At 61.0% G+C, this 13,049-nt stretch carries 11 protein-coding genes; 7 read left to right on the top strand and 4 right to left on the bottom strand.

Features of this window, described 5'->3' with window-relative positions; translation table 11 throughout:
- Positions 1–16: 16 nt before the first annotated feature.
- The 5 genes from FF098_RS08620 to FF098_RS08600 are packed head-to-tail and all read left to right on the top strand — an operon-like array spanning position 17 to position 5,829.
- On the top strand, positions 17–691 hold the full coding sequence (locus FF098_RS08620; protein WP_155139575.1) for a CpaD family pilus assembly protein: 675 nt from the start codon (positions 17–19) through the stop codon (positions 689–691).
- Positions 692–716: 25 nt separating this feature from the next.
- Positions 717–2,366, top strand: a complete 1,650-nt coding sequence (locus tag FF098_RS08615) for an AAA family ATPase (protein WP_155139574.1) — start codon at positions 717–719, stop codon at positions 2,364–2,366.
- Positions 2,367–2,375: 9 nt separating this feature from the next.
- Positions 2,376–3,818, top strand: a complete 1,443-nt coding sequence (locus FF098_RS08610; RefSeq protein WP_155139573.1) for a CpaF family protein — start codon at positions 2,376–2,378, stop codon at positions 3,816–3,818.
- Positions 3,819–3,820: 2 nt separating this feature from the next.
- Positions 3,821–4,819 carry a type II secretion system F family protein gene (locus FF098_RS08605; RefSeq protein ID WP_155139572.1) on the top strand — a complete coding sequence of 333 codons (999 nt, stop codon included), beginning with the start codon at positions 3,821–3,823 and terminating at the stop codon, positions 4,817–4,819.
- Positions 4,820–4,848: 29 nt separating this feature from the next.
- Positions 4,849–5,829, top strand: coding sequence for a type II secretion system F family protein (locus tag FF098_RS08600; protein ID WP_155139571.1), 981 nt, complete (start codon positions 4,849–4,851; stop codon positions 5,827–5,829).
- 808 nt (positions 5,830–6,637) lie between these two features.
- Here the strand turns inward: FF098_RS08600 and FF098_RS08595 are convergent.
- The gene (locus tag FF098_RS08595; protein ID WP_155139570.1) at positions 6,638–7,678 is read right to left on the bottom strand and encodes a tetratricopeptide repeat protein; all 1,041 of its coding nucleotides are present in this window, start codon (positions 7,676–7,678) and stop codon (positions 6,638–6,640) included.
- Between the two features lie 143 nt (positions 7,679–7,821).
- On the opposite strand from FF098_RS08595, the gene FF098_RS08590 reads away from it, so the two are divergent.
- On the top strand, positions 7,822–9,216 hold the full coding sequence (locus tag FF098_RS08590; protein ID WP_155139569.1) for a leucyl aminopeptidase family protein: 1,395 nt from the start codon (positions 7,822–7,824) through the stop codon (positions 9,214–9,216).
- A gap of 8 nt (positions 9,217–9,224) precedes the next feature.
- Here FF098_RS08590 and FF098_RS08585 read toward each other — a convergent pair whose 3' ends face one another.
- The gene (locus FF098_RS08585) at positions 9,225–9,539 is read right to left on the bottom strand and encodes an REDY-like protein HapK (RefSeq protein WP_155139568.1); all 315 of its coding nucleotides are present in this window, start codon (positions 9,537–9,539) and stop codon (positions 9,225–9,227) included.
- A 107-nt stretch (positions 9,540–9,646) separates the two neighbouring features.
- Here FF098_RS08585 and FF098_RS08580 point away from each other — a divergent pair, with 107 nt between their 5' ends.
- Positions 9,647–10,060: a VOC family protein gene (locus tag FF098_RS08580; RefSeq protein WP_155139567.1), complete on the top strand. Its 414-nt coding sequence runs from the start codon at positions 9,647–9,649 to the stop codon at positions 10,058–10,060.
- A 7-nt stretch (positions 10,061–10,067) separates the two neighbouring features.
- Here the strand turns inward: FF098_RS08580 and FF098_RS08575 are convergent, their stop codons facing one another.
- Both FF098_RS08575 and FF098_RS08570 read right to left on the bottom strand, forming a co-directional pair.
- The gene (locus tag FF098_RS08575) at positions 10,068–10,682 is read right to left on the bottom strand and encodes a hypothetical protein (RefSeq protein ID WP_155139566.1); all 615 of its coding nucleotides are present in this window, start codon (positions 10,680–10,682) and stop codon (positions 10,068–10,070) included.
- Positions 10,679–12,967, bottom strand: a complete 2,289-nt coding sequence (locus FF098_RS08570; RefSeq protein WP_155139565.1) for a peptidoglycan-binding protein — start codon at positions 12,965–12,967, stop codon at positions 10,679–10,681. Before FF098_RS08570 ends, FF098_RS08575 begins: the two co-directional genes overlap by 4 nt.
- Positions 12,968–13,049: the final 82 nt, after the last annotated feature.

Genomic DNA, 13,049 nt, shown 5'->3' with positions numbered 1-13,049 from the left:
AAAGAGAACCAGGCATATGAAAAAGTTTATCGCCCTCCTGATCGCTACTTCGGGTCTGGCCTCCTGCGCATCGCCGTTCAACGGTGAAATGCAAGCCACGACGATCGAGGAACAGCACCCGATCACCGTGGAGCAGCAGGTCGTGACAATGACCGTCGCTGTCGACAACTCGCTGAGCGAGCTGTCCGCCATCGACAAGGCGCGTGTGAAAGCGTTCGCCGATACCTATTTCACTCGCGGGCACGGGCCGGTGACCATCACGGCGCCGTCCGGTGGTGGCCAGATCGATTTCTATGGCCAGCAGGTAGTCGCTGACATTCGCGATGCGCTTTATGCGGAAGGTCTCGACTATGCCGCGATGCAGGGCGCGTCCTATCGCCTGTCGCCGGAACAGAGCGAGCCGGAAGTGATCATCAGCTTCAGCAATTACGTTGCAAGCCCGAGCGCCTGCGGTGCGTGGGACGAAGAATATTACCGTCGCTCGCATAACCTGCGCACGAAGAATTTCGGCTGTGCCCAGCAGAACAACCTGGCTGCGATGGTCGCCGATCCGCGCGACCTGGTCGGGCAACGCCGTCTCGGCAATCCGGATGCAGCCCGTGAAGCCGACGTATACGGCAAGTATATCCGTGGCGAAGTGACCTCGAGTGCCGCAGAAGAAAGTTCGGAAATTTCCGCGTCTGATCAATAGGGGCCGTGAAGGTCTGGAGAACACAATGAGCAATCTGTCAAACAGCAAGTTCGATTTCGACCGGGAAGACGCCTTCGACGAGGATGTCGCCGAACTGGAAGCCCTGTCCGACGACGATCTGGATATCGATCTCGAAGGGTTCGACTTCGACGATATCGATCTCGAAGGCATGGACGACTGGGACGAGGACGAGATTGACGAGGCGCTCGACAACGCCGCTGGCAATGCAGCCGTCGAGCAGACGACTGAAGACATGCTCGCCTTCGATGAGGATGCCGCCACTGATAGCGACCTTGGCGAAGATACTGTCGAACAGACCCCGGCCCAGATGCAGCAGGCGCTCGAGAATGATGACGAGCTGCCGCCGCTCCTCGATGAGGTGCATGAACAGACAAGTGCCGCACCGCTGGCTGCACCGGCCGTCTCCCATTCCCGTCATGACTATGACGATGAAGAGTTCGAACCGCAGGAAGGCGACCACATTCCGGTGCCGCGCATCAATATCGATGTGTTCTGCGAGACAACGGAAATCAGTGGGCTGATCGAGGCGACCGCCAATGACCGGCGCATGGCCAAGGCCCATATCAACCTGTCCTTCGGCGGTGTCGAAAAAGCCGCCCAGCATTACCAGAATACGGCAACGCCGAACCTGATCATCCTGGAAACCGTCCATGGCGGCCAGCAATTGTTCGATGGCCTCGCCCGACTCGCAGAGGTCTGCGACCCGTCGACCAAGGTCGTCATCCTCGGCAAGATCAATGATGTCACCCTCTATCGCGAACTGATGGCACGTGGCATCAGCGAATATCTGATCGCGCCGCGCGCGCCGATCCAGATCACCCGCGCGATTGCCGGTCTCTATCTCGATCCGTCCGCACCGCCGATCGGAAAGAATATCGTCTTCGCCGGCACCCGCGGCGGCACCGGTTCTTCGACGATCTGTCACAACGTCGCCTGGGCCATTGCCGAGCATTACGCCAATGACGCAGTGCTGCTCGATCTCGACCTGCCTTTCGGCACGGCAAGCCTCGACTTCGCCCAGGACCCGTCCCACGGCCTGACCGAAGCGCTGGGCGCGCCGGAGCGTCTTGACGACGTACTGCTTGATCGCCTGCTGCAGAAGTGTACGGATCGCCTGTCGCTATTCTCAGCGCCGAACATGCTGGACCAGGACTACGACGTCCCGGCCTCGGCATTCGAGGAAGTGCTCGACATCGTGCGCAAGGGTGCCCCGAACATCGTCATCGACCTGCCCCATGGCTGGAGCGGGTGGACACGGGACATCCTGCATTCCGCAGACCAGATCATCCTGACGGCAACGCCGGACCTGTCGTCCTATCGTAACGCCAAGAACCTGATCGAGACGATCAACGCGACCCGCTCGAACGATGCACCGCCGATCCTCGTCATGAACCAGGTCGGCGTGCCCAAGCGCCCGGAAGTGCCGGTCGAGCAATTCGCCGAAGCTCTCGACATCGAGCCGACCGCCGTCATCCCGTGGGATCCGGTGCTGTTTGGCACGGCGGCAACCAATGCCGAGACGATCTTCCAGGCAGACGCCAAGTCCAAGGTCACCGGTTCGCTTGACTTTATCGCCGGGACAATCCTCGGCCATCACGGCAAGAAATCCCGCAAGAAGGGATTCGATATCAAGTCACTGCTGAAAAAGCTTTAGGGACAGACTATGTTTGGTAAGAAATCCGCCCTGCAGGAACAGCCCGTCGCGCAAAAGCCGACGCCAAAACCTGCTGCCGCAAAAAGCGCGCCGAAGCCGGCGCCGAAACCTGCTGCAAAGCCGGCGTCAAAGCCGAAGGCGGATGCCGACAAGCCTGTCGTTGAAAACAAGCAGCAGTCGGAGAAATATTACCAGACGAAAACGACGATCTTCAACGCACTGATCGACACGATCGACCTGTCGCAGCTCGCCCAGCTCGACCCGGAATCGGCTGCCGAAGAGATCCGTGACATCGTCAACGAGATCATCTCGATCAAGAACCTGCAGATGTCGATTGCCGAGCAGGAAGCCCTGCTGCAGGACATCTGTAACGACGTCCTGGGGTATGGCCCGCTAGAGCCGTTGCTCGCCCGTGATGATATTGCCGATATCATGGTCAATGGGTCGTCGCGTGTCTTCATCGAGGTCAACGGCAAGATCCAGCTGACCAATATCCGTTTCCGCGACAACGCCCAGCTGATGAACATCTGTCAGCGGATCGTCAGCCAAGTCGGCCGCCGGGTCGATGAATCCAGCCCGATATGCGACGCGCGCCTGCCGGATGGTTCGCGTGTCAACGTCATCGCGCCGCCGCTGTCGATCGATGGCGCCGCGCTGACCATTCGTAAGTTCAAGAAAGACAAGTTGACCATGAAAAACCTGGTCGACTTCCAGTCGATCTCGCCGGAAGGGGCCAAGGTTCTTGAAATCATCGGCGGTTGCCGGATCAATACGCTGATCTCGGGCGGTACGGGTTCGGGCAAGACGACGCTGCTGAACTGTATGACATCCTTCATCGAAACCGATGAGCGCGTCATCACTTGCGAAGACGCGGCCGAACTTCAGCTGCAGCAGCCGCACGTCGTTCGTCTCGAGACGCGTCCACCAAACCTGGAAGGCCAGGGCGAGGTGACCATGCGCGATCTTGTCAAGAACTGTCTGCGGATGCGTCCTGAACGGATCATCGTGGGCGAGGTACGTGGCCCGGAAGCGTTCGACCTGCTGCAGGCCATGAACACCGGTCACGACGGCTCCATGGGCACGCTGCACGCCAACTCGCCGCGCGAAGCCCTGCAGCGTGTTGAATCCATGATCACCATGGGCGGCTACAACCTGCCGTCAAAGACAATTCGCGAGATGATCGTTGGCTCGATCGACATCATCATCCAGGCCGCCCGCCTGCGCGACGGTTCGCGCCGTATCACCCACATTACCGAAGTACTGGGTACGGAGGGTGACACCGTTATCACGCAGGACCTGTTCGTCTACGATATCGAGGGCGAGGACGATGACGGCAAGGTCCTCGGCCGCCACAAGTCGACGGGTATTGCCCGGCCGGCCTTCTGGGATCGTGCCCGCTATTACGGCCGCCATGTCGAGCTGGCCGAAGCGCTCGACGCGGCATCGGAGTAGTCATGCAGCTTGACCAGCAAACCCTCCTCATGCTGATCCTGGGCGTCGTTTGTATCGGCGCCCTTGGTTATGTCTTCATGGCGCCGACGAGCCAGAAAAAGGCAAGCCAGCGTGCCGCAGGCCTGTCAGGCAACAGCCGCACGGCGCAACGCACGGGCGGCAAGGGCCAGCAGGAAAACACGAAGGACCGGCGCAAGCATATCCAGGAATCCCTGCGCAAGATGGAAGACGCGCAGAAGGAACGGGCCGAGAAACAGAAGCTCAGCCTGAGCCAGAAGATAGAGCAGGCCGGCCTGAACATTTCAGAGCGCGACTTCTATGTCGCCTCCGTCATCTGCGGCATCGGCTGCGCGCTGGTCGGGTTCATCTCCGGCCAGGCGATGCATGTCATCGGCATGATGACATTTGTCGGCGCCCTTGGCCTGCCGCGCTGGGGCCTTTTCTTCCTGAAAAGCCGCAGGCAGAAGAAATTCCTGACCGAGTTTACCGGCGCGATCGACGTCATCGTGCGCGGTGTCAAATCCGGCCTGCCGGTGCATGAATGCCTGAAGATTGTATCGAAGGATGCAGAGGAACCCGTGCGCGCCGAATTCGCCCTGATGATCGAAGGCCTGCGCATCGGCCTGTCCCTCGACCAGGTGCTGGAGCGCATGTATGATCGCATGCCGCTGCCGGAAGTGAACTTCTTTTCCATCGTCCTGATCATCCAGCGCCAGACTGGCGGTAACCTGGCCGAAGCGCTGGGCAACCTCGGCACGGTGCTGCGTAACCGCAAGCTGATGCAGGGCAAGGTTTCCGCCCTGTCGATGGAAGCGAAAGCCTCCGCCGTCATTCTCGGCTCGTTGCCATTCATGGTCGGCGGCATGGTGCATATGTCGTCCCCGGAATATCTGGAGCCACTCTGGAATACCCAGATGGGCAATTTCATCCTTCTCGGCTCAGGGCTGTGGATGTCGATCGGTATCTTCATCATGAAGAACATGATCAGCATTAAGGTCTGATTCACCGTAACTGATTTAGGCTCGCGACCATGGAAGACTTTCTCAATGTAGTGATGGACCGGCAGAACCAGATCGCCTTTCTGGCGGCTGTTGCCACCGTTGCTGCTGCGATCACCATTCTGGGGCCGATGCTGGCGCGCGACCCGATGGCCGGGCGCCTGAAGGAAGTCAGCGACTACAAGAGCCGGCTGCGTGACGAGCACCGCGAATCCCTGAAGAAAAAGGGCGCAAGCCTGCGGACCGAAACGGCGCAGGGCATGGCGCGGGAAATCGTCGAGCAGTTCAAGCTGCTGGAATTCTTCGATGCCAAGAGTGCGGCCAAGAAACTGGCCCAGGCTGGCTATCGCGGCGAGCGGCCGGTGTTCACCTTCATGCTGGCACGCCTGGTCATGCCGTTCCTCGCCTGTTTCGCCGTTGGCTGTTACGTCTATATCTTCAACGGGTTTGACTTGGGCAGCTTCATGCGCCTGATGGCAACGATCGGCGCCTTTGCCGTCGGCTTCTACCTGCCGAATATCTGGCTGACAAACACCATCACCAAGCGTCGCCAGAAGATGCAGCTGTTCTTCCCCGACGCCCTCGACCTGTTGCTGATCTGCGTTGAATCCGGCATGTCGATCGAACATGCCCTGCAGAAGGTCAGCGAGGAAATCGCCGTCAACTGCCCGGAACTGGCGCAGGAACTGGCGCTGACGACGGCCGAACTTTCCTATCTGCCGGATCGCAAGGTGGCCTATCAGAATCTGGCCGATCGTGTCGGTACGGATGGTATGAAATCCGTCGTCACCGCGCTGATCCAGACGGAGAATTACGGCACGCCGCTGGGCCAGTCCCTGCGGGTCATGGCCGCCGAGAACCGCGAGCTGCGCATGCAGGCTGCGGAGAAAAAGGCCGCCGCCCTGCCACCGAAACTGACAGTCCCGATGATCCTGTTCTTCCTGCCGGTGCTTTTCGCGATCATCCTCGGCCCGGCCATGCTGCGCGTGTTCGGGATGGATGGTCCGCAGTAGGCGGAAGATTTCAAAATACAGCTTTCGATATCCGGTGTTTCACCGGTGTCGATCTGTCAAGGGCGAAGCCGCTCCGCGGTCGCCAAAGGCGACCCTTGACTGATCGCCGCCGGCAAAACAATGGCTCACCAAGCCTGTAAGGCAGGCTCTGCCTTACAGGCATTGGCTGACCATAAAGGCTAGACTTCAGCGTGATACGGTGTCGAGTTTCTTTCCAAAACATCCATCTTGTCATCCCGGGGGATGCGGAGCATCAACCCGGGACCCATTTGCCAGAGGCCTTTGCTTTACCAAGCCAGCCTCACCGTCTCTGGAAAATGGGTCCCGGCTCGCGCTGCGCTTGGCCAGGATGACAAGAGAGGCAGCATTGAAAGCACCGTCAGCTATCGCTGCGGTGGTGAGAAATAGAACGAGGAAGGCCCGTGACGGACATTCTTCAAGCGTTGAGCGCGAAAGCGACAAGCGTGGAAGCGCATATCGCCCGTCACGGCGGCATTCCGGTGCGCGGCCCTGAGGGAGCTCTCGCGCCTATCCGTCTGGACAGGATGCCGATCCCTGTCACGAACGCCGACGCGCGCCCGCTCCTCTCCCCGAGGGGATAACAGGGATGCCTGCTGGATGATGCCGCCCGCAGGTAAGGGCGACATCATCCCTCCGCCCGATTCTCACCGGGCTTGCATCAGAGAATAGACGGATACGGATGAGCGGGGATAAGTCTGGTCTAAAATAAAAAACGCCGCCGGAGTGATCCGGCGGCGTTCTCTTATCCCGTGCAAGACAGGCTCCCCCATTTTGAATTCGTGCGGGCTTACCCTTGCGACTGGTCGTCAGCGAGAGAAGAAAGGATCTCTTCGTTCTCTTCCTCTTCCGGCTCGATCGGTTGTGGTTGCGGCTGTAGCGGTGTCGGCTCGCTCGCCGCCGGCGCAACGGGGCGCTGCGGCGTGTCCGCGCCAGGGGCCGGCTGGCCGTTGACCGTCAGCGGTACTTCGTAAACCGGCGTCATGCGCGAAGCGCGCGGCGGATTGACATACTCCTCGCCGAAATCAGGCAGATCGACATTGTCGCCGCTGAACTCCTGCCAGTAGGCAGGCTGGGCGACAAGAGAGCGGAAATAGGTGACATTGTTGTCGGCGATGCGCGGCGGCAGGTCGGAGCGGGCGAGCCGCTCTGCCTCGTTTGCCTTGCCGGCGAAACCAAGCACGAGGGCGAGGTTCTGGCGCACGCGGGCGGAACCTTCGCGGCTGGTCGTTGCCTTGCGCAGGGTCATTTCGGCGCGCTGAATGTCGCCGGAAAGAGCATAGGACAGGCCCTTGTTGTTCAGCACGGAAACATTCTCTGGCGACAGGGACAGGGCGATGTCATACTGCTTGCGGGCCTCGCCATGCTCGCCGATCTTGTCGAGGGCGACGCCATAGGCGGAATAGGCACTCCAGTTGCGTGGCTCGGCGTCGATGGACCGTTCCAGCGGGCGTACGGCCTCGAAGGCACGGTCATTGGCGATCAGCACCTTGCCGAGTTCCAGGTTCACCGCGGCATCGGCCCGCACCGTTTCAGCGAAACGGGTCATGACCTTCAGCGCTTCCTCGTTGTTTTCCATGTCGCGCAGCGCTTTTGAATAATTGACTGCCGTGTCGCTGTCGGACGGGTTGCGGTCATAGCGCGTGCCCCAATAGGCAGCCTTGGAGATGACATCCATATTGTCCGGCGACGGGGCGCCGGACATGGTGCCGAGCTGGGCGTTCAGCGCCTCGTTCGAGCGGTCGAAACTGGCGACATCCTTGACGCCCTCGACGCTCGAGCACGAGGCGAGCGCCATGGCGGAAACGCCGATCAAGACTCTATTCAGCATGCGGGACATAGTTGATCCTCACTTCAGACCTGTTACCGTTCGCGCCATAATGGCCCAAGGTGTTCAAGAAACCCTTAACCACCACTGGCCAAACAGGTTTTTCATCCCAGTTTATAAGTTTCAGACAGTCAGAGAGTTAACGAATGGTTGCCTTCAACGACGCCTACACCGCCCATGACGCAGACCGTGCCGCCAAGGCGGTGCCGATCTACCTCGCCCCGTCGGAAAATTTCGATGGCTGGCTGGAGGAGACGGCGATCGATCACCTGCTGCTGACCAAGGCGAACAAGTTCAAGGGGCAGGCTGGCAAGGTGCTTATCGCGAGCAATGCGGTCTTTGTCGGCCTTGGCGATGGCAGCGACCCGTTCGTGACCGGGGCGGCGGCAGCGGCCCTGCCGGAAGGGGACTATGTTTTCGCCAATCCGGTTGAGGGGCCGGTTGAGGGAGAAGCAGCGCAGCTATTCTGTCTCGGCTGGGCGCTCGGCGCTTACAAGTTCGATCGCTACAAGGAACGCGAAAAACCCCCCGTGCTGGTGCTGCCCGAAGGCCTGGACATGGCGGCGCTCGACCGCACCGTCGAGGCCGTGTGGCTTGCCCGCGATCTGGTCAATACGCCGACGGAGGATATGGGCCCGGATGCGCTCGCCGATGCCGCCAAGGCGGTCGCCGCGCGGTTCAAGGCCAAGGTCAATGTGATCGAGGGCGAGGCGCTGCTGAAGCAGAACTTCCCTCTGATCCATGCGGTTGGCCGGGCAGCAGAGAAAGCGCCGCGCCTGATCGATTTTTCCTGGGGCGACAAGAACGCACCGAAGCTGACCCTGGTCGGCAAGGGCGTGTGCTTTGATACCGGCGGGCTGAACATCAAGCAGGGCAGCTATATGGCCCTGATGAAGAAGGATATGGGCGGCTCTGCCAATGTGCTGGCGCTCGCCCAGATGATCATGGCGGCGAAGCTGAACGTACGCCTGCGTGTGCTGATCCCGGCCGTGGAGAACAATATCGCCGGCAACGCCTATCGCCCGGGTGATGTGTACCCCTCGCGCAACGGCATGACGGTGGAGATTTCCAATACCGACGCCGAAGGCCGGCTGGTGCTGGCCGATGCGCTGGCGCTGGCGGTGGAAGACACGCCGGAAATGCTGTTCACGTTCGCTACGTTGACGGGGGCGGCGCGCGTGGCAATGGGGCCGGAGGTTTCCCCCTTCTATGTCCGTGACCGGACCATTGCAGATACGATCATGGCCGCGGGAGATCGCCTGTCCGATCCGTGCTGGCGCATGCCGCTGTGGAAGAACTATGACAGCTATCTGTCATCGGACATTGCCGATGTGAACCACGCCGCCGATACCCCCTTTGCCGGGTCGATCACGGCGGCGCTTTTCCTCAACCGGTTCGTGCCGGAAGAAATTCCCTATACGCATTTCGATATTTTTGCGTGGAACCCCAAGGAGCGCCCCGGCAGGCCCAAGGGCGGCGAGGCGATGGGTATCCGCGCCGTGTTCGACATGCTGGCAGGGAAATATGGCAGTCAGGGATAATTGCCGGATCAGGCAACCGTCTCTGCAATGATGAATTCCGGTTCATCGGCGAAGCCCATGAACTGGCCCATGATTTCCTGAACGGTTTCGCCCGGCAGGTCCTCGCTGGCGAAACCGACCATGTCGTTGATCTCGAAGATCTCGACATAGTCGACCGAGGGCTTGCCCTTGCCGATCAACAGGCTGTCGGCGCGATGGGTGTGAAAGCTGCTGACGCGGGTCAGGCCGCGCATGGTCGGGTAGTCCGTTTCGCGCACCCATGCTTCGAAATCGTCCTTGCTAACGCCGTCTTTCAGCTTGTACATGATAATGATGCGAGTCATCTGTTCTCTCCCCTGCATGTATTGCAGGAACACGATAGCGGCAGATGGCTGGCGATGATATCCCCGGAACCAGTGAGACCAGCAATCATTTCAGGACGAGTGCACAGATGACACCCTTTCACCTTGCCTTCCCGACCACGGACCTTGCCGCAACGCGCAGCTATCTGGAGGGCGTATTGGGCTTTGCTGTCGGGCGCACGGCCGCACGCTGGGTCGATTTCGACATTGCCGGGCATCAGGTGACGGCTCATCTGGTCGACAGCGCGGCCGACCTGCCGACCAATCCGGTCGACGGGCGCGCCGTGCCGGCTTTTCACTTCGGCCTCGTGATGGACTGGGATGACTGGCAGGCGCTGGCTGACAGGCTGGAACAGGCGGGGACGGATTTCCGTATCGAGCCGACGATCCGCTTCCGCGAACAGCCGGGCGAGCAGGGGACATTCTTCATCAATATCCCCGGCGGGGCGGTGATGGAATTCAAGACATTCCGCGACATGGCGAAGCTGTTCGCCACGCAATAGGGACCGATCAGTCGTCTTCGGAGCAGACGGTCAGCACGTCGCTGAGGGTCGGGCAATTGCGCTTGCGGTTCAGTTGCGGCCCGTCATCCTTGCTTGCCGCTTTTGCGTCATACTCCGTGACGGGAACATCTGCAAAAGGTTCCCATGACAGGATGCGGCTGGCCTGGCCGTCGAGGCGACCGGACATGGCGTAGAACTCGGTCTGCGCGATCAGCATGTCGCCGCGCTTTGCCTCGCAGGCATCCCAGCTGTCGCCGCTCGCACCGCTCTCGCATTTCAGGAGGGCAGAACAGCTGTTGCTGGCGCGGGAATAGGTGCGCGACAGTTCCGCCTCGAGCGCTTCCATCTCGCGTTCATACCCATTGGCGCGCCTGATATCTTTCTCCGTACGCGGCGCGACGGTGTTCACATAGAGCCGCTCGCGCATCATCTGCCACAGGCTCTGGTAGCGGGCTTCGTAAAGGGCGTTCTGGGCCGTGATGTCGCCGGGCTGGCAGCTCGGCTCGTAGGTGATTGGCTTGGGGTTGCCGGTCATGTTGTGGAATGAATTGTCGATCGGCGTACAGGCGGAGACAGCGAGGGCGACGGCCAGGATGACGGTGGAAGTCTGTAAAAATCTCATAACGTCTCTCCTGCAGATGTGTCCGGTGCTGTGGGTAAGGGTGGGTTGGGCTGGCAGCCATAGCCGACATTTTCCAGCCGCCGCTCGAATTTGGTATCGTCGCTGGCGGGCGTCGGGTCGCCATCGAGGCCGAGATCGGCGCGGATCGCGGCCCAGCGGCCAGCAGTGCCGAGGCGGCCATAGGCCTCGATGAGGCGACGAGCGACCGGGTGACCGGCATCGGAGGCTTCCTGCAGGTATGCATCGGCCTGTTCTTCGTTCTCGACGACATCGCAGACCTGGTAGCTCGACAGGACCGTGCCGGAGCCATAGAGCAGAGCGAGATTATAGAGGGCGTCATCGTCGCCATCGCGCGCAGCGAGCTTGAGCCATTGCAGGCCAAGATCCGTGTTCTGAACAGTGCCGAGGCCGGTGACATACATCAGGCCCAGCGTCGTATAGGCGTCGACATCGCGGGCGATCTCGGCAGCACCGCAGATGAGATAGACGGTCTCGATCGGGGTCAGGTCGCCGGTCTCGCGGAAGCCGAACTCACGCTGGAAGCTGGAGATGGCGGCACGGGTGTTGGGGCCGTACTTGCCGTCGATGGTGTCGCGATAATGGCCGAGCGCCTTCAGTGCCCGTTGGCGGATGATCAGGTCGATGATGTCGCCGCCTTCGGGATTGTTTTCGCCGCCCCGGGCGATACGCCGCAGGCTGTCCGGTGTGTATTCGCAGGTCAGGTTCAGCGCGCCGAGACGCTTGGACGACATGACGGCAAATTCGGAACCGCAGGTGCGCCCGACGGTGATCGCCTGTGAAAAATAGGCGCGGGCGGTATCGAGGGCACCGCGAGCCATTTCCGCTTCGCCGAGGCTGTAATTATAGCGTGCCTCGTCAGAGCAGCTCAGCGCAGCGAGGCGCTCGGTGCAATCGGCGGGCGCGTCAGTGCCGCGGCATTCCGGCGGCAGGCCGTCATACGTCGCTTCGGCGCGGGGGATGCTGCCGCCCGGGCTGTCACGATAATATTTCGATCCGTCTGCGGACAGGCTGGCCGCGCCATAGCCGCGCCCGGTGTCGCCCGTGCCGAACGTGGCGCCGGTGCGGTTGCCCGGATTGGAGTTGGCGGGGGCCGGGTGGCTGGCGATGAAGCGGTCGAAATCAGCCGCGGGCAGCCAGACCGTGTCGACCAGCTGGTCGAGGGTCAGGACGCCCGTATCGGTCAGCAGCATGTGCGGCTGAAGGCGGGACAGGCGATCTTCCAGATAGGTGCCGGAGCAAAAGGCCTCACGGCTGGTGCCGGCGCGGGTGACGAGGGCAGCGAGTTCCTTCTCCCCGGCCTCTCGCTCCGCGCTCTGGTTCGCCTCGGTGATATAATTGCGCATGGTGATTTCATTGCGCCACTGATAGCCGCCCTGCACGTTGCACAGCGTTGCAATATGGAAATAGCGGAATGCCTTGGCGGGGTCGTTACCGAATACGGGCAGGGCGGTGTCGGCGAGGGTGGTCTCCATCACCTCCGGATGCCCCTGTATCGGTTCCTGGGTGATGATTTCCCCGTACAGGTAATACTGGCCGAGGGCCAGATAGCCCTCTCCGCCATTGAGCTGGTGAACGGCCTCGAACGTCTTCTGCTGTTGCGCGCCCAGATGTTTGCGCTCCTGCAGCAGGATGACGCTGGAGCGGCGCTCGCCCCGGGTCGAGGCGAAGAGGTAATGCAGCGCCGCTTCCGGCGCGCGGCGCAGGGCATATTGTTCGTACAGGCCCAGATTGGCATGGTCGATGGCAACGGCGTCGATGCCCATCGCCTTGATCTTGCGGCTGGCGACATAGGTTGGCTCCGCCTCGACGATCCACGGGGTCAGCGCCAGCGCCTCTGCCTCGACCCGGTCGGTGACGAGGCGCGCATTCTCCAGCCGCTTCTCTTTCAACTCGGTCTGGAAAGCGAAGACTGTCTGGGTCGAAGCGAGCTGGTAGGTGCCATACATGCCGAAGGCGAAGACGACCAGGAAGACGACGAGCAGAACGGCGATGATCAGTCCTGTCACCCCGCTGCCGCCTGATGAGCGGCCATAGCCATCGGCACCGGCATAGGAGGCTGAGGCCGAGGATGTTGTCGCCGATGAGGGGGAGGGTTTTTCAGTGCTGGCATCGGGGCCGGCCCTGGAGAAATCCGGGACCGGGCAGTAATCAGCGCCGGTGAAGCGGATGCCTTTGGCGACGGTCTGATCCTTGAAAAGGCGGCGTGCCCTGGCGGGGTTACGCCGGATAACGGGCTTGTCCCCGCGGTCGTTCCACTTCCCCATTATCCCCTACCTGCCGCACGTCTTTCGACACTTGCAGCTCTCAATACCCCATAACATTGTACACTCTATGCCAAAGGTGGAA

The sequence above is a fragment of the Aquisalinus luteolus genome, from assembly GCF_009712425.2.
Lineage (GTDB): Bacteria > Pseudomonadota > Alphaproteobacteria > Caulobacterales > Parvularculaceae > Aquisalinus > Aquisalinus luteolus.
The sequence above is the reverse complement of the archived record's forward strand: the minus strand, read 5'-3'. Positions and strand labels throughout refer to the sequence as shown.